Origin of the sequence: Sorangium sp. So ce590, from assembly GCF_051521365.1 — a bacterium.
GTDB lineage: Bacteria > Myxococcota_A > Polyangia > Polyangiales > Polyangiaceae > Sorangium.
Genome location: NZ_CP150346.1, coordinates 9,490,557 through 9,508,005, shown reverse-complemented (window position 1 = coordinate 9,508,005; position 17,449 = coordinate 9,490,557). Strand labels below are relative to the sequence as shown.

Genomic DNA, 17,449 nt, shown 5'->3' with positions numbered 1-17,449 from the left:
TTTATTATATTATTATGGCCGGCCGCGTTCGCGGTCGGCGTTCGGGCCGCCGCTTCGGCCTCGTCCGGGCGCGCTGCTCGTGGGCGCGCCGCGCATCGCCCCTGTGTATCGGGCAGAAGGTTCGAAAAATTCCTGGGATCAGCGCGGGCGGCGCGGCGGGCGCATGAACGAGCTCCTCGACGTGCGAGATCCCGGGATCGCCCTGCCGGGCGCTTCGCTGGGCCGAGCGCGTCAGCCCTTGACGTGGGCCGCTGCGGCGCTCACGCGGGCGAGGCTTGCGCTTGACCGATGGCTTCGGCCACGGGATAGCGCCGTGGATGCGTGACGCGCTCAGCCGGACCGAGCCCCGCGAGAACGAGCTCAACCTGGGGACGACGAGGAGGCGCCGCTCCGGCGCGCTCGCCACGGGGGTGGCGGCCCTGGTGTGCGCCACGTCGATCGGCTCCGAGGCGCGCGCGGAGCTCGGCGCGGTTCACCCCGAGGTGCTGGCCGCGCACGCGGCTGTCCGCGCGGCGAGGGCGCCGGAGGTCTACGGCGCGCTGCGCGAGCTCTGGCGCACGTGGGACCGCGCAGATCCCACGCAGGTCGAGGAGGCGATCGCATCGATCGCGGAGAGCGGCGCGACCAGCGCGCCTGCCCGCGTCTACGCGGAGCTCCTCTCGGCATACGCGCGCAGGCGGCGGGGCGATCTCGACGGCGCGGTCGCGAAGATCCAGAAGCTCGGGTTCATCGGTCGCTGGGCGACGATCGGCCCGTTCGACAACGAGAACAAGGCGGGCTTCGATCGCGCATTCGGGCCCGAGGAAGAGCTCGATCAGCCGCTCGCGGCGGGCAGGACGTACGACGGCAAGGCGCGGGCGGTCCGCTGGCGCGTGCCGCCCGAGGCGCCGCAATACGGATGGTTCGATTTCGGCGACTTCATCCGCCCGGTCGAGGGCGTCTGCGGCTACGCGACGACGTCCGTCCGCGCGAAGGCGGGGACGCGCGCGCCTCGGCCGATCTCGGTCTGGGTCGGCTCGGATGGCGCGTTCAAGCTGTTCTGGAACGGCGAGAAGGTCCTTGCCGATCCGGGGTATCGCGAGCTCGACATCGATCGGTTCGCCGCGCTGGTGTCGCTCAAGCCTGGCTACAACCGCCTGACGATCAAGGTCTGCGGGGGCGCGTCGGCGCCCAAGTTCGCCCTGCGCATCGGTAACGAGAAGGGAGCTCCGGATCTCGATCTGGAGGTGACCTCCGACATCGGGACGCAGTTGACGGCGGCGCAGGGGCGAGCGGGCGGCGCCAGGCGCCCGGGCGACGCGCGGGCGCAGGCCGAAGGAGCGACCTCGGGCGTGAAGCTCGCCGCGCGTGCGCCTGCCGTCGAGGGGCCCATGCAGGCGTTCGAGCGCGCCGCGGGCGCCGCCCGGCCTTCGCCTGCCCTGCTCGAGGCGTTTGCGCGCTACCTCATGCTCACCGGCGGCGATGCCGAGGGCGAGCACAGAGCGCGCGATCTGGCGCGCCGCTCCGCCGAGGCCGAGCCGAGCGTGCGCCGCTACCTGCTCGCGGGCCAGCTCTCGGAGGACAGGAACCAGCAGCGCACGTGGATCGAGCGCGCCGCTGCGCTCGCGGGTCGTGGCCGCGAGGACGTCGATGTCCTGCTCTCCCAGGCGCGGCTCGCGCAGACGAGCCCGAACTGGCGGGAGGCGGCCCCGATCTACGAGCGCATCCTGGCCGCCGATCCCGATCACGTGACCGCCACCCTCGGGCTCGTCGACCTCTACGTGGAGGCGGGGCTGAAGCGCACCGCCCTCGCCACGCTGGAGCGCGCGCTGTCGCGCCAGCCGAGCAGCGTCTCGTTGCTCCGCGCATCGGCGGCGCAGCTCCGCGCGCTCGGCCGCGACACGGAGGCCGTCGAGATGGAGGCGCGGTACGCGGCGCTGCGCTTCGACGACTCGAGCTTCCTGCACCAGCAGGTCGACCTCGCGGTGGCGCGCCGCGATCCTGCCGGCGCGGAGCGCTGGCTCGAGCGCTTCCTCCGCAGCGAGCCTGACTCCGTCTGGGCCCGCTCGGTCGCGGCGCGCACGTACCGGGCGCTCGGCCAGGGCGATCGCGCCCTCGCTGCTCACCAGCGCGCGCTCGCCATGGCGCCGGAGGACATCGGTACGCTGCGGGCGCTCTCGGATCTCTACGGCGAGGAGGGCAACCGGGAGGCGCAGCTGGAGATGCTGCAGCAGATCCTGGCGATCAGCCCTCAGGCGAAGGACGTGCGCGAGTACATCGAGCACATCGAACCGCCGAAGCCGCGCGCTGACGAGGCCTACGCCTGGGCGCCCGACCGCTTCCTGCCGATGCGGCGCAGCGCTGACCGGCAGTATCCCAAGCGCACGCTCCGCAGCCTGACGGTCACCACCGTCTTCCCGAACGGCCTCGCCAGCCGCTTCCGGCAGGTCGTCTTCCAGCCGCTCACGGACGAGGCTGCGGCGAGCGCCCGGCAGTACGCCTTTGAGTACCAGGCCGATCGCCAGACCGTGAGCCTCCGGGCCGCGAAGGTCTACCGGGCCGACGGCAAGGTCGACGGGGCGATCGAGAGCGGGGAGGCGGGCGCGAACAACCCGGCGCTCGCGATGTACACCTCGGCGCGCACGTTCTACGTCAGCTTCCCGCGGCTCAACGCAGGCGACGTCGTCGAGCTGCGGTACCGCATCGACGACGTCAGCCCTCGCAACGAGATCGCCGATCACTTCGGCGAGATCGAGTACCTCCAGGGAGACGAGCCGATCGCCAGCAGCGAGTACGTGCTGATCACGCCGAAGGCGAAGCCGTTCCACATCTTCGCGTCCCCCCTGCCTGGCCTCGTGCGCGAGACCAAGGAAGACGCCGACCGACGCATCTTCCGCTTCTCTGCCGCCTCCGTCCCGGCGGTCGCCCCCGAGCCGGCGATGCCCGCGTGGTCCGAGATCCTCGCGCACGTTCACGTCTCGACGTTCAAGAGCTGGGACGAGGTCGGCTCCTGGTACTGGGGCCTCGCGCGGGAGCAGTTCGATGTGGACGATGAGGTGCGCAAGCGGGTGCGCGAGATCACGAAGAACCTCAACGACGACCTGAGCAAGGTCCGCGCGATCTACAAGTACGCGACCGAGACCCGCTACGTGGCGCTCGAGTTCGGCATCGACGGCATCCGCCCGAGGAGGTGTGCCCAGACGCTCGCTCGCGGCTGGGGTGACTGCAAGGACAAGGCGACGCTGATCGTCACGATGCTCCGCGAGATCGGCATCCCGGCGACGATCGTCCTCGTGCGCACCCGCATGCGAGGCGGCATCGAGCCGGAGCCCGCGAGCCTCGCTCCGTTCGACCACGCGATCGCGTATGTGCCTTCGCTCGACCTCTACCTCGACGGAACGGCAGAGCACTCCGGCACGACCGAGCTGCCGATCATGGATCGCGGAGCGGTGGCGCTTCAGATCAACGAGGGCAAGCCGAAGCTCGTCCGCCTCCCGGAGCCCGCGCCGGAGGCTTCCGTCGTGCACCGGACCGTCGACATCGCGCTCGGCGCCGACGGGTCAGCTCAGCTCGGGGTCGACATCCAGGTGGCCGGCGCGTTCGCGCCGGATTGGCGGACCCGCTACATGGCGGAGGGGACGCGCCGCGATCGGGCAGGTCGGGACCTCGCCGCGGATTTCGGGACGGTCGAGCTGGCTCCCGGCAAGGCCGGCGTCGAGGTGAACGACCTCGAGGACATCGAGCTGCCGGTGAGGCTGCGGGCGAGAGGAAAAGCTGTCGCGCTCGCTCGCGCGGAGGGCGACACCCTGTCGGTCCCAGCTGTCCCCGCCCAGCGCCTCGCCACCGAGTTTGCTTCCCTCTCGGTGCGCACCCGCGACGTGATCATCCCTGCGCTCACCACGCGCCGGGATGAATGGTCGATCCGCCTCCCGGCAGGGTGGCGCGTCACCAGGGCGCCGCTGCCCCAGGAGGTGGACACCCCGTTCGGTAAGTTCTCCATCTCGGTCGAGCAGTCCGCAGGGAAGATCGTCGTCCGCAGCCAGATCTCCCTGACGAAGTCCCGGATCAAGCCGTCCGAGTACATGGCCTTCAGGAGGTTCTGCGAGACGGCGGACCGGGCGTTCGGCCAGCGGGCCGTGCTCGGCAAGTGAGCGACGGCCTGAGCCTGCGGCCCTGGGAGCTCGTCGACCGGCGCCTGCCCCCTGCCTGGGCCTTGACAACCTCGCGGCGGGTCGCCATAAAGCGCCCCCTCTACGCATCTCTGCGGCAAGGAACAGCCTCTCCGGTGGTTCGGAGGGTGGCCGCTGGGAGCGGTAGGCACTCGGATCGAGGGCGTCATGCCGAAGATGAAGACGAACCGGGCCGCGGCCAAGCGGTTCAAGGTGACCGGCTCCGGCCGGATTCGCCGCAGCAAGTGCGGGCTCAACCACTGCATGCAGGAAAAAAGCAAGAAGCGCCTGCGTCGTCTCCGCAAGAACGACATGGTCGATTCGGCGATGGAGAAGCGCGTCAAGCTGCTTCTTCCTTACGGCTGACCCTGGATCAGTGAGGTAAAACTCCGATGCCGCGCGTAAAAAGAGGGTTCAAGGCCCGTCGTCGTCGCAACCGCGTCCTCAATCAAACCGAGGGCTACTTCCTCGGCCGGAAGAATCGCTTCCGCCAGGCGGTCGAGGTCCTGCGTCATGCCTGGGAGTACGGCTACATCAGCCGTAAGCTCAAGAAGCGTGATTTCCGTCGTCTCTGGATCACCCGGATCAACGCTGCCGCGCGCCTGAATGGCACGACCTACTCTCGCCTCGTGAACGGGCTCAAGAAGGCAGGCATCGCGCTCGACCGGAAGATCCTTTCGGAGATCGCGATCCACGATCCGGCGTCGTTCGGTGCCGTGGCAAAGCTTGCCGCGCCTGCCGCCGCGAAGTGACGGCACCGGGCGGTCTGCCTGCTCGTTCCGCTGAGCTTCCGTCAGCCGGTCGAGCCTGCTAGACCGCCCCGTCTGGACGCCAACACGACAATTTGTAGCATTTCTTACGCCGAGCCTGCTTCATTCAGCAGGCCGCTCGGGCCATGCGCCGTGGCGTAGAGGTCCGAGCGTCATCGTTGTGAGGGCAGGCCGTTATGCCCTTGGCGTAAGAAGCGTCGCCCTTCCCCACGGTGAGGCGAATGGGTGCCGAACAAATGCACAGTGTGCACATCCTGCACGCCGGTTACGCATCTTTGACGGCACCCTATGACCCTGCTGCCAGGGTAAGCTCGGACCCACCTTCAGGATCTCTGAGCGCTCCACCGGGTAGCCACCGCCGCTCGACGTGGGCCTCGCACGTTCGGGACCTGACGTCCCTCAGGCCATTCCCGTCCGTCATCCCGGGTCTGGGGGCGTACTTCGCTGCGACGCCGCTGAGCCTGGCCCGATGCCTGGAAATACTAACTTTCCAGGCGATCTGTCGTGAAAAATAACCTTCTCCGCCTTCAGCCGTCGGGTGAGGGCTCGACATTGCCATCGGGAGGCCCAGGTTCAGGAAACATCGAAGCTCACTGAGAGAACGGCCTCAGCGATCGGCTTCGGCCCATCCTAGACCCTGGAAAGGACAGCGCATTCCCTTGCCTGTGCTGCGAGGGCGGCCCTACCAAACCGTGGGAGGCCAGCGAGCTCGATGTGCCCCCCAAGGAGACAGGTCGCCGATGTTGTTGCGTCCCCACAAGCGTACCCAGCCATGCAGTTCGGCTCGGTCGCAGCGAAATGTTTCGCTCGACACGACACGGACGGCACCTTCCACTCTACATACCGCACCCAGGTCAAGCTCTCAAACGGGAGAACACGGAACGCACGCCAATAAAGGCACTGTTCTTGCTTCTGGAGTTAGGCTGCCATCGGGAGCTAGCTCAAGGGCATCACTCTGCAAGAGCAGGCCTGCCTCAGGCGCGAAGAGTTCGACCGGAATCAAAAGAAAGCACCAGCGGTTGCCAGTTTCAACAGGGGCTCCTTCGGTCAGCTCCTGCTCCCTGTTTGGCACGAAATCGTCTCGCCCGCCGTTGAAAGGTGACGAGGCATTTCAATCTCGCAAGGTCAGCCGTTTAGAAGTGAACGCCGACACAAAGACCAAGATGAGCACGTCGACCGCCCGCCGTCCAGAAACTGCGCGGAGAAACGCCAAGTCCTCTGCTGTAGGTACCTCTGCGCGGCTCGCGGCATCCAAGAGCTTGCAGGGAGCCGAGACCGCATCGGCTCCCCGGCGGGCGGCATCGCAGACCACCGATCCGGGGGTCTCCGAGGTCGAAGGATTCGGGGACAGCCAGTCGCCGCGCTCGCACTTTCAAGGAGCTACCACCGTGGAGGGAGCCGCCATGAGGTCGACCAAGAGCAACGCCACTGTAGTGAAGGGCGACCCGCTCGCTCAGGGTGGGACAGCCACGCCAGAAATCGCAGCCCTCAACCTTCTGGAAGACGACCAGGCGGAGGAGACCGCCGTCCGACCCCGCCCGGCGGAGATCCTGGATGAGGATCGGGCGGCCGACTTCATCGACCTGGACATCGGGCCGATCGAGCGGCTGCCTCAGCCCGAGCGGACGAAGAGCCAGGATCGGGAGCTGAAGGATGTCGAGGACGGCGGCGGCGACTCGATGCTCGCCCGCTACTTCCGCGACATGGCGCTGCATCCCGTCATGGGGCCGGACGAGGAGCTCGACACCGCACGCGCGGTCGAGCGCACGGAGGTGGACCACTGGGTGGCTCTCCTCTCGTACCTGCCTGCGGCCGAATACATCCTCACCGCGCTCGAGGAGGATGTCGTGAAGGCCGGCGAGGATGAGGTGAAGGCCCCGCAGATCGCGGAGCTGCAGAAGCTCGTTCGCCTGGCCAAGAAGCAGAAGGGGAAGCTCCTGCCCGAGCAGGAGAAGCCGTGGACCCAGCTCTCCGAGGAGCTCGCTGCCGCCGTCCGGCTGCCCGACTCGGATCGCCTCTGGATGGCGCGTGCCTTCACCATCGCGCGCGATCTCGTGCGCGAGCCCGATTTCGAGGACGACGTGAGCGATCCCGAGGAGACGCGTCCCACGCGGCCGAGGCTCCCGTTGTCCAGCTCGTACCGCCGGTATCTCGATCGGGTCGAGCGATCCTTCCAGGCGCAGCACGACGCGAAGAACCGCTTCGTGAAGGCCAACCTGCGGCTCGTCGTGTCGATCGCACGCCGGTACAACCGCGGGCGTTTGCCGCTCATCGACCTGATCCAGGAGGGCAACATCGGGCTGATGAAGGCGGTCGAGCGCTTCGATCACAGCCGCGGCTACCGCTTCTCGACCTATGCGTCCTGGTGGATCAGGCATGCGATCAGCCGAGCTCTGGCCGACAAGGGCCGCGCTGTCCGCATCCCGGTCCACATGCTCGACACGTACAACCGCGTAGCGCGGGCGACGCAGGCGATCATCGCGCGCACCGGGCACGAGCCGACGATCGAGGAGCTCGAGAAGGAGACGGGGGTCCCGCGCGAGAAGCTCGACAAGGTGAAGGACTTCTACGCGGAGACGCCGTTCTCTCTCGACCGCCCGGTCGGTGACGAGGACGGGCGGAAGTTCATCGACTTCCTCCAGGAGGAGAACGCGCTGTCGCCGTTCGACCACCTGGCGAACAGGAAGTGGAGCGACGAGGTCCGGCGGCTTCTGACGACGCTCACGCCGATCGAGTCGCGGATCATCCGCTGGCGCTTCGGCCTCGACGATGAGGATGAGCTCACGCTCAAGGAGATCGGCGACAAGTACAACCTGTCGCGCGAGCGCATCCGTCAGCTCCAGGAGCAGGCGCTCGGCAAGATCCGCAAGCAGATGCGCGACTACTGAGCGACGAGCGCCGAGCGGGTACGATGATGCGGCCGCGCAGCGAACGCTGCGCGGCCGTGCTGATCGAGCCGCCTGATCCCGCTCGTGCGTGGGCACGCGCAGCGGCGGGCGGGGATCGGGAGCTCGTCGCGGCTGCACACGTGGCCGTGGACGCGCATGCCTTCACGGCGTGCGCGCACCCTTCCAGAGCTCGTCGGCGAGCGCACCGACGAAGTCGTCGATCGCTCTTCGTACCGGCTCGATGTTCCCCGGGACGTCGGCGGCCAGGACAGCGAAGGCGATCGGAGATCGGCCGGGCGGCGGGAGGACGTAGCCGGAGAGGGCCACCACCGAGGCGAGCGTCCCCGTCTTGGCGCGGATGGCGCGCTCCTTCGACCACCCGCGGAAGCGGCCGCGCAAGGTCCCGTCCACGCCGCCGATCGCGAGCTGCGCGGTGAAGTCCGCGCCGAGCGCCGGATCGAGGTGCGCGGCGCGGAGCAGCCGGACGATGGACGCTGGCGATGCACGGGCCGCGTCGAACAAGCCGGAGCCGTTCCGCAGGACGACGCCCTCTCCGAAGGCGTCGAGCTCGGTCAGGATCTCGCCGACCAGCTCCGCCGCGGCCTCAGCTGTGCCGGGGCGTCCGCGCTTCTCGGCGGCGAGCGTCTTGAAGATCGTCTCTGCGTAGAAGTTGTCGCTGTCCTTCCCGAGGGGGGCGAGGAGCTCGCCGAGAGGCGCCGAGCGGTGAGCCACAAGGAGCCGCTTCTGATGCTCGCCGCCGAGCCGCACCTCACCGGAGACCTCGACGCCCACCTCCTGCAGCATCTCCTTGAGCGCGTACGCCACGACCATGCGCGGATCATCGACGCGCCTCGCGAGGCTCACCGCGCGGCCGCCCTCCGGAACGTGCCCGCTGAGGTGCGCGACGAGGCGCTGACCGCTCGGCTCGAGTCGGACGACGATCTTCTCAGGCGTGCCGCGCTTCGCGGTGGTCACGGTGCCACGAAGCACCGTGAAGCCTGGAGGATCGATCGCGACCGAAGCGGCCTGACCCGCTCTCGACGGGCGCACCGTGAAGCGCAAGGCATTCGCGTTCAGCGAGGCCGCAGCGACCGGGGCGCGGAAAGCCGCCCACTCATCCGGCTGCTGCTCGAAGGCGGGAGGCACGAAGCGCGCGTCGAAGTACCCCTGGTCGATCGCGATCGCGGTGACCTTGCGGATGCCGGCCGCGCGCAGGTCGCGCGCCATCTCCCAGAGATCGCGCGTCCTGAGCGACGGATCTCCGGCACCTCGGAGCACGAGCTCGGCGACGCTCCCGTTCGATGCCTCCCCGTAGAGGCCGGTCAGGTAGCGGTAGCCCGGGCCGAGCAGGCGCAGCGCAGCGGCTGCGGTGAAGAGCTTCGCGTTGGATGCGGGGTTGTACAGGCCGCGCTCGTCGAAGGCGGCGAGGGTCGCTCCGCTCGCGATGTCGAGCGCGAGCACGCCGACCCGCCCCCCCGAGCGATGCACGCCGGTGGCGAGCTTCTCGAGCTGCTCTCGAGCGCGGCCTGGGTCGAATTTTCGAGGTCCATGCGCTCCGAGGGGCGACCGGGGTGCGCTCGAGGCACCGGGGATGCCGTGCGTGAGCTCCTCCTTGCGGGTCGAGCGCTCCGCGGGGTTCGTGCCGCCGTCGAGCGGCTGCGAGCCACCCGGGCGGGCGAGGATCGACGAGAGCACGAGCGCGACCACGGATACGGCGCGGCGGGGATGTCGAGGCATGACGGCTCTCCGGGTCTACAATGTCTCCACCGCGGGCGCTTCCTCCGGTCGACCGCCTCGGCGCAGCCCGGCGATGCTTCTCGGTGCGCGCTCGGGGTTGTCCTTGTAAAGGAGAGCTTGCTACGGTGCGCGCAGGCACACCTTCACGTTCTGTTCGAAGGGAGGACTCCGTGTCCCAGCAGCATTCGACCCGCGCGCTCTTGCCGCTCATCATCCTCGCGGCGACGGCATGCTCCGGCGCCAAGCCCAAGCAGGCAGGGGAAGACTACAACTTCGACCAGGCAAACTCCGACCAGGCCGCACCGGCGGAGACGGGCAGCTCGGACGCCGCCGAGACGAGCGCGTCACCGGACGACGGCGGCGGGCTCAACGTCGACCAGAAGAAGCAGATGGAGATCGCGCTGCGGCGCGGGGGCGACAAGGCGGCGAACTGCGCCGAGGTCGTGCCCAGCGCGCCGACTGGCGAGGGCGAGGTCAAGGTCGTGTTCGACGGCCAGAAGGGGCGCGTGACCGACGTGCTGGTCGGGCCGCCCTTCGCCGGAACGCCTGCCGAATCTTGCGTCAAGCGTGCCTTCGTCGGAGAGATCGTGCTGCCGTTCGATGGCGAGCCGCTCGAGGTTCCGTACACGGTGAAGCTGCCGTCGAAGAAGTCCGGCTCCGCGCCCTCCAGCACGAAGACTCCATGAAGAGCTCCGCCCTCGCCGTCGCCGCCGTGCTCGCGTTGACCGCTGCTTCCGCCGACGCGGAGGAGCCAGCGGTACCTCCGCGGTATCCGCCGTCGTCAGCGCGCGCGAAGGTCATCGTCGGCGGGGCGGCCGTGACGGCCCTCGCCTATGGGGCGGCGTTCCTGGCCGCGTCCTCTTGGCCCGAGGTGCCCGGGTCGAGCGAGCTGAAGATCCCGATCGCGGGCCCCTGGCTCGCGCTCGCCAAGAACGACTGCGCCGCTGACGATCCGGACTGCGGAGCGAAGCTGTATCTGCGCGGGGCGCTCACCGTCGTCGGCGGGCTCGCGCAGCTCGCTGGCCTCGGCCTCGTCGCCGAGGGCGTCTTCATGACCACCGAGGCACGCTCGGCGCAGCCGGTGGAGCCCGCGGCGCTGACGGTGCGGCCGGCCCCGGTGATCACCGCGACCGGCGTGGGCCTCGGCGTCGTCGGTTCGTTCTGACCGCCGAGGGCCACGCGCGGCGATGCGCCGGCGCCGCTCACCCGCGGCGCCATGGCAACGGAGCGGGGCCGCGGACCGGCTTGCCGGTCAGTCGTCCGATGCGCTCGATCATCAGCTCCACGCTGGCGCCGTACGGCACCTGCCGGCCGGCGCTCCCGCCGAAGACCCGGCCTGCTCCGACCACGTCGCCTGCGCGCAGCTCGATGTGGTTGCTGATGTACGCGACCGATTCGATCAGCGAGAAGGCCCACTCGCCGACGCGAGAGCAGGGGAGCGCCTCGGCGCCAACGCGGACCTGGGTCCGCAGCTCCGCGACCGGGCCGAGCTCGTCGGGCGTGACGAGCACCGGGCCGAGCTGCGTCGCGAAATCCTTCGCTTCTGAAGGTGGCAACCCGCCCGCCAGCGATCGCGCCTCCAGGCCGCGCGCGGTCCAGTCGTTCAGCACGGTGTAGCCGGCGATCGCGCGCTCCACTTCCTCCGGCGTGGCGCGCCGAAGATCCTCGCAGAGGAGCGCCGCCAGGTTCAGCTCGTAGTCGGGGTCGTCCTCGAGCGCGGGGAAGGGGATCGCTGCATCCTGTCCAAGCAGCGCGCGGCTGTTGCCGAACCGATACCAGGGGCGCTCTGCGCCGTGCGCGTAAGGCCCGAGCTGGATGTACGCCGCGCGGTCGGTGGCGCAGGGAGGCAGCCACAGGACGGTGGCCGGTTGCAGCTGCGTCGACGAGGGGCGATCTCCGCTGAGGAGCCGGTCGTCCAGCGCGTGGAGACCGGCACAACGGAGCGCCACGACGCGGGTGTGAAAGTCCGAGACGCCGCGGATGTCAGCGAGCTTCGTCCCGAAGTGGCGCTCGAGCTCCGCGACGTCGTAGAGCGCACCGTCCCGTTCCAGCGCGACGACCTGGGTGGACGTCGCCAGCTGGAGCACGTGGGCGATTCTCATGGCGTGGCCAGGTCGCGGAGCGCTGGCGGAGCGTACCATCCCGGTCCGCCGAAGCCTCGGGCGGCTGGAGCTCCCGCTCCCGCGGCCGCGGTCGGGCCCGATCCCGAGGGGCCCAGGCCTTCTTGGGAGATCGGATTGCCCTTTGCATTGACGCGCTGGGAGAGCGGCCTAGAATGCCGGCGGATTCAGAGCGGCATCACGTCGCGCAGGCTTGCCTCGGGCCCGTCCGGTTGCAGACGGGCTCGCACGGCAGGTCAGGTTCTGTTGCCGGTGCGGGATTCCCCCTCGCGGGGTTTCCTCCGGCTTCGGTTCTGTTGACGGAGCCGTGCGGCTTGTAAGCCGGGCAAGGCATTTGCCGTGGACAGCCGAGCCTCGTCGGCGCTCACCTTTGAGCGCCGATCGAGGAACTGGTTACAGGCGCGCACACGGCGCAGCGGAGCGATGGGTCATGAGCAAGCGGACCAAGTTCGTCTTCGTCACAGGCGGAGTCGTATCGTCGATCGGCAAGGGACTGGCTGCGGCGTCGATCGGGGCGCTGATGGAGTCCCGTGGGTTGAAGGTCACCCACCTCAAGCTGGACCCGTACATCAATGTCGATCCCGGCACGATGTCGCCCTACCAGCACGGCGAGGTCTTCGTCACGGACGACGGCGCGGAGACCGATCTGGATCTGGGGCACTACGAGCGCTTCACGCTCGCCCGGATGACGAGGCAGAACAACTTCACCACGGGCCGCGTCTACGAGGCGGTCATCTCGAAAGAGCGTCGCGGCGAGTATCTCGGGGCGACGGTGCAGGTGATCCCGCACGTCACGGACGAGATCAAGCTGCGCATCCGCTCCGCCGCGGACGGGGCCGATGTGGCGATCGTGGAGGTCGGCGGCACCGTGGGCGACATCGAGTCGCTCCCGTTCATCGAGGCGATCCGCCAGCTCAAGGTGGAGTCGGGCGCGCAGAACGCCATCTCGGTGCACGTCACGCTCGTGCCGTTCATCGCGACGGCGGGCGAGCTGAAGACGAAGCCCACGCAGCACTCGGTGAAGGAGATGCGCGAGATCGGCATCCAGCCGGACATCCTCATCTGTCGTTGCGATCGACCGCTCCCGCGCAGCATGAAGGAGAAGATCTCCCTCTTCTCGAACGTTGCGGTCGATTGCGTGATCGCGGCCGTCGACGTCGACTGCATCTACGAACTCCCGCTGGTCCTCCACGCCGAGGGGATCGACGAGAAGATCACCGAGCTGCTCAACATCTGGGCGAGGCAGCCGGATCTTTCATCCTGGCAGCGCATCGTCGAGCGGTTCAAGAAGCCGTCCCGCGGCATCGTGAAGATCGGCGTCGTCGGCAAGTATGTGCACCTGCGCGACTCCTACAAGTCGCTGCACGAGGCGCTCGTCCACGGCGGGCTCCACAACGACGTGCGGGTCGAGCTCGAGTACATCGACTCCGAGCAGATCGAGGCGCGCGGTGCGCCCGAGCTGCTCTCGAACCTCGACGCGATCCTCGTGCCCGGCGGCTTCGGCGATCGCGGGACCGAGGGAAAGATCGAGGCCATCCGTTACGCGCGCGAGGAGAAGATCCCGTTCTTCGGGATCTGCCTCGGCATGCAGCTCGCGGTCGTCGAGTTCGCGCGGCACGTCTGCGGCATGGCGGGAGCGAACTCCGTGGAGTTCGATCGTAACGCCGCCTACCCGGTGATCGATCTGATGCCCGACCAGAAGGGGGTCGTCGAGAAGGGCGGGACGATGCGTCTCGGCGCGTACCCGTGCGTGCTCGACAAGGGCTCGGTCGCTGCGGAGGCATACGGGCAGACGAGCATCAGCGAGCGGCACCGGCACCGGTACGAGGTGGCCAACAAGTACCGCGAAGCGATGGTGCAGAAGGGGCTCGTGCTCTCCGGGACGTCGCCCGACCAGCGGCTCGTCGAGATGGTCGAGCTGCGCGAGCACCCGTACTTCGTGGGCTGTCAGTTCCACCCCGAGTTCAAGAGTCGCCCCCAAAGCGCGCACCCGCTCTTCGCTCGGTTCGTCCGCGCCGGCCTGGAGCGACAGCGCGAGCGCAACAAGGCCGAGAAGCCGAAGCCCGGCGATTCCGCCACCGCTCACAGCCAGCAAGCTGCTTCGTCCGTGAACTAGCGGCTCCACCGGGGAGCCCTGACGGATCTCTGGCCGCCACGTCGGCGGCGGGATGCATGGGCCGGCTCAGGTTATCGAGCGGGCTGCCGCGAGCGCTGACGGACGAAAGCTGACCAGCGGCCTTCGTCCGTCAGCGGTTCGATGCCGAACGGGGAGGGCGGTCAGACGTCGCCGAGGCTCGGCCGGCCCAGAGGCGGGGCGTCGAGCGGCTCGACCGGCGCGGCGTGAGGGGCGAGAAGCGGCGAGCGCTCGCCGACCTCCTTGATCAGGTTCCGCTGGAGCACGTGCGCCGGCGCCGTCCTGAGGTCCCAGATCAGGCCGAGCTTCTCCATCCCGCGCAGGATGTAGAAGCTGACGTCGACCTCCCACCAGAAGAAGCCCTGGTTCGCGCTGCTCATGTAGTGATGGTGGTTGTTGTGCCAGCCCTCGCCGAGCGTGATCAGCGCGAGCCAGAAATTGTTGCGGCTCGTGTCGGTCGTCGCGTAACGCCGCGAGCCAAACACGTGCGCGAGGGAGTTGATCGTGAACGTGCCGTGCATGAGCGCGCACGTCGACACGACGTAGCCCCACAGGAACGCATCGTAGCCGCCCACCGCGACGAGCAGCGCCATCATGCCGAGCGGCCCGATCACATGGTAGCGGTCCAGCCAGCGGAGCTCAGGGAAGCCCGCGAAATCAGGGATCCGCTTGAGGTCGAGCTCCTCGTGCTCGCGGCCGAGCCACCAGCCGAGGTGCGCGTACCAGAACCCCCTGCGGAGCGGGCTGTGAACGTCGCGCTCGGTGTCCGAGTACTTGTGATGGACGCGGTGCGTTCCCCCCCACCACAGCGGGCCCTTCTGGGTCGCGGTGGTCCCGAGCAGCGCGAGCAGGAACTGGAGGCCACGGCTCGTCTTGTAGCTCCGGTGCGAGAAGTACCGGTGGTAGACCGCCGTGATAGCGAACATCCGGATGAAGTACGTGGCCGCAGCGAGCGCCGCGAGCTTCCAGGTGGCGCCTCGCATGATGGCGACCACGGTGCCCACGTGGATCGCGACGATCCCGAGCACGTTGAAGAGCTGGCCGAGACCCGGGCCAGACTTCGGTACGACGACTCGTGTAGGGCTCGATGCAGGGGCGTGCGTCATGGTTTCCAAGGTGCATGGAGCATCGAGCACGCCGGTCACTGGGCTTCACGACACTGGTCATGATTCCGTCACGCGACGCAGCGCCCGGCGCCTGACGGAGCGGGCGCACGCCACCGGCGAGCGCGCGGCCTCAGGGGCGCAGGGGCAAGACGTCGATGGACGGCCCGGCGGAGATCCGGATCTCGCTCGCCCGGAGGGGATCTCCGTCGAGGATATAGGGACCGTCGCCGGGAGACGTCGCGCCGGGCGCGGCGTCGAACCGGACCGTGAAATCGCGGACGAGATCGTCGAAGTGATCCCTGCCGCCGATCCTCCGGCCCGCAACGACGAGCGGGGCGCGCGGGCCCAGCTCTCGGGGGGGCAGCGCGCTGGCGACGAGGTGCGGGCGCTCGAGATCCTCACCGGCCCGGTAGGTGACCCGCATGTGGATGCCGAGATCGCGCACCGCGGACGAGCAGATCAGCGACCAGGCGCGCGGGGCGAGCTGCCGTCCTTCCACGTCGATCGTGCAGGGCAACGGGTCGAGCACGCGCCGCGCATACGAGCCGCCGTAGAAGGACTCGATGAACACCCGCGCCACGATGCGCGCAGCGGCGCCGTATCCGTCCCCTCCGCGCTCGTAGTAGACATCGAAGAAGCTGGCCACGAGCCCGGTGCCGAAGATGAAGCCGATGCGCTCCTCGACTCCGCCGCGCGTCGTCGCTCGCGCGCGCAAGGTGGGCCGACGGACGGTCCCACGGAGGGCGGCGCCGTCGTGGCGGCCGCGAGCTTCGTGGATGATCCGCTCGAGGAGCGCAGCCGGATCGCCCGCCATGCCCCAGTTCCGCGCGACGGTCGCCACGGTTCCGCCTGGCAGCAGGACGAGGGGCGGCAAGGAGCTCTCGCCGAAGGCGCGAGCGAGCGCCGTGACCCCCGCCATGAAGCTGCCGTCGCCGCCGGAGAGCGCGACGAGATCCGTGCCCCGCTGCGCGATCCGATCGCAGACCTCCTCGAGCTCCGCGATGTTCGAGGTCAGATGGAGCTTCGCCGCGCCAGCGCAAGCGGCCGACATGCGGTCGATGAGCGAAGGCCTCGCCCGGTACCGGCGCGCCGTGGTGTTGACGATGACGTCGATACGCATGGTGCCGGGAGGTGAGCGCCGTATAGAACGGATTCCCCGGCTGGTCGAGCCGAAGGGGCTTCGAGCGCGCACTTCGGCGCGGTAAGAGGCGCCTCATGCACCGCGTGCTCTCCGGGTCGATCCTCGCCGGCCTCCTCTCGCTCGCCGCGGTCATCGGCTGCGCGAGCTCGGCCTCGATACGCGCGGCCGAGGCGGGCAGGTTCGACGATCTGCGCCGCGCGCTGAACGACGATCTGCGCCGCGGCGCGCTGGACAGCGACGCCGCACGCGCGATCGCCCGTGCGGTCGCCGAGGGGGAGATCGCGCGCGCGACGCCGCCGTCCGGGGTCGATCTTTTGCGCGAGATCCGGACCTGCGCGCGCCCCCTGGAGGACGCGCTCGCCGAGCGCGCGGCGGGCTCGGACGCGGTCACGACAGCCGCGGCGATGATCCTCCTCGAGGCAGGGATCACCGATCCAGAGCGCGTGAAGCTGTACGCAAACGATGCGGCGGCGGGAAGGTCCCCTGGCAAGAACGCGGCGCTCCGCGCGCTGGAGACGCGAGCCCTCGTCGCAGCCGCGGACGGCGCGGTGCGCCGCTCGCGGATGCTCGACGGAGATCAGGAGGTGCGCGTCTCGGCGCTTCGCGCCGCGATCGCAGCGGCGGACCCGAGCGACCGGGGCGCGCTGCTCGAAGCGGCGCGGCTCGACCCGTACCCGCTCGCGCGGACGCTCGCGATCCGTGCCGCCGGCGCGCTCGGCGGTCGGGAGGTCGTGCTGGCGTTACGGGATATCTGGACCCTCTCGGATGAACCCGGGCGTGAAGCGATCGCCGAGGCGTGGGCGGCGCCGCGCGCCCTCGGCGACGGCGGCCGCGCGCAGCTCCTCTGGGCGATCTCCACCGAGCGCGGCGCCCCGGCGATCGCCGCGGCGCGCGCGCTGGTGCGCGTGGGCGGCGATGGCGCCGGGGAAGCGGTCTCCGTGCTCATCGGCGCCATCCGCGCCAGTCAGAGCAGGGATCGCGTCTACGCCATCCTCTCCGCGCCGCTCGAGGACCCCGCGGTGCGAGCCGCGCTCCTCGAAGCGAAGGACGATCCGGACCACGCCGTGGCCTTCGCCGTCCACGCCCGCCACGTCGATGCTCCGCCGGACACCGTCGCAGCGCGCGAGCGCTCCGCGGCGGTCGCGTGGCTGATGAAGCTCGCCTCGGGCACGTCGACGCGCGCGGTGCTCGCGCGGGGAGCTCTCGCCCGTGCAGGCGTGCGCGCGGCCGTGCCGCTCCTGGAGCGCGATCTCCGATCCCGGGAGATCCCGGTGCGGGAGGCGGCGGCGACCGGCCTGGTCGAGCTCGGCGAGAGCCCTCGCGCTGCCTTGCTCCTCGCCGACGCCGTGCCTCAGGTCAGGATCTCTGTGGCCTGCGCCATCCTCGGCGCGTCCTGAGCGGCGCC

The 17,449-nt window shown here is 69.4% G+C and carries 12 protein-coding genes; 8 read left to right on the top strand and 4 right to left on the bottom strand.

Annotated features, from left to right (window positions below; genetic code table 11):
* Positions 1-281: 281 nt before the first annotated feature.
* The 4 genes from WMF28_RS35955 to WMF28_RS35940 all read left to right on the top strand — a co-directional run bounded on the left by WMF28_RS35955 (position 282) and on the right by WMF28_RS35940 (position 7,806).
* A complete protein-coding gene (locus tag WMF28_RS35955; protein ID WP_437598051.1) occupies positions 282-4,130 on the top strand; it encodes a DUF3857 domain-containing protein in 3,849 nt (1,282 codons plus the stop codon).
* A gap of 186 nt (positions 4,131-4,316) precedes the next feature.
* The gene (rpmI, locus tag WMF28_RS35950) at positions 4,317-4,514 is read left to right on the top strand and encodes a 50S ribosomal protein L35 (RefSeq protein ID WP_437481252.1); all 198 of its coding nucleotides are present in this window, start codon (positions 4,317-4,319) and stop codon (positions 4,512-4,514) included.
* A gap of 26 nt (positions 4,515-4,540) precedes the next feature.
* Positions 4,541-4,900, top strand: a complete 360-nt coding sequence (rplT, locus tag WMF28_RS35945; protein ID WP_437598050.1) for a 50S ribosomal protein L20 — start codon at positions 4,541-4,543, stop codon at positions 4,898-4,900.
* 1,109 nt (positions 4,901-6,009) lie between these two features.
* Positions 6,010-7,806 (top strand): sigma-70 family RNA polymerase sigma factor, encoded by a 1,797-nt coding sequence (locus WMF28_RS35940; protein ID WP_437598049.1) that lies wholly within the window; start codon positions 6,010-6,012, stop codon positions 7,804-7,806.
* A gap of 162 nt (positions 7,807-7,968) precedes the next feature.
* On the opposite strand, the gene dacB is transcribed toward WMF28_RS35940, so the two are convergent.
* Positions 7,969-9,543: a D-alanyl-D-alanine carboxypeptidase/D-alanyl-D-alanine endopeptidase gene (gene dacB, locus WMF28_RS35935; protein WP_437598048.1), complete on the bottom strand. Its 1,575-nt coding sequence runs from the start codon at positions 9,541-9,543 to the stop codon at positions 7,969-7,971.
* Positions 9,544-9,713: 170 nt separating this feature from the next.
* Between dacB and WMF28_RS35930 the strand changes: the two genes are divergently transcribed.
* Together WMF28_RS35930 and WMF28_RS35925 are read left to right on the top strand one after the other, a co-directional pair.
* Positions 9,714-10,229, top strand: a complete 516-nt coding sequence (locus WMF28_RS35930) for a hypothetical protein (protein WP_437598047.1) — start codon at positions 9,714-9,716, stop codon at positions 10,227-10,229.
* Positions 10,226-10,708: a hypothetical protein gene (locus tag WMF28_RS35925; protein WP_437598046.1), complete on the top strand. Its 483-nt coding sequence runs from the start codon at positions 10,226-10,228 to the stop codon at positions 10,706-10,708. Before WMF28_RS35930 ends, WMF28_RS35925 begins: the two co-directional genes overlap by 4 nt.
* 37 nt (positions 10,709-10,745) lie before the next feature.
* Here the strand turns inward: WMF28_RS35925 and WMF28_RS35920 are convergent, their stop codons facing one another.
* The gene (locus tag WMF28_RS35920) at positions 10,746-11,645 is read right to left on the bottom strand and encodes a fumarylacetoacetate hydrolase family protein (protein WP_437598045.1); all 900 of its coding nucleotides are present in this window, start codon (positions 11,643-11,645) and stop codon (positions 10,746-10,748) included.
* Positions 11,646-12,093: 448 nt separating this feature from the next.
* Here WMF28_RS35920 and WMF28_RS35915 point away from each other — a divergent pair, with 448 nt between their 5' ends.
* Complete coding sequence (locus WMF28_RS35915; protein WP_437598044.1) at positions 12,094-13,779, top strand: CTP synthase; 1,686 nt, start codon at positions 12,094-12,096, stop codon at positions 13,777-13,779.
* Between the two features lie 161 nt (positions 13,780-13,940).
* Here the strand turns inward: WMF28_RS35915 and WMF28_RS35910 are convergent, their stop codons facing one another.
* On the bottom strand, positions 13,941-14,903 hold the full coding sequence (locus WMF28_RS35910) for an acyl-CoA desaturase (RefSeq protein ID WP_437598043.1): 963 nt from the start codon (positions 14,901-14,903) through the stop codon (positions 13,941-13,943).
* Positions 14,904-15,033: 130 nt separating this feature from the next.
* Positions 15,034-16,023, bottom strand: coding sequence for a diacylglycerol/lipid kinase family protein (locus tag WMF28_RS35905; RefSeq protein WP_437598041.1), 990 nt, complete (start codon positions 16,021-16,023; stop codon positions 15,034-15,036).
* A gap of 95 nt (positions 16,024-16,118) precedes the next feature.
* Between WMF28_RS35905 and WMF28_RS35900 the strand changes: the two genes are divergently transcribed.
* Complete coding sequence (locus tag WMF28_RS35900; protein ID WP_437598040.1) at positions 16,119-17,441, top strand: hypothetical protein; 1,323 nt, start codon at positions 16,119-16,121, stop codon at positions 17,439-17,441.
* The last annotated feature ends 8 nt before the right edge of the window (positions 17,442-17,449 follow it).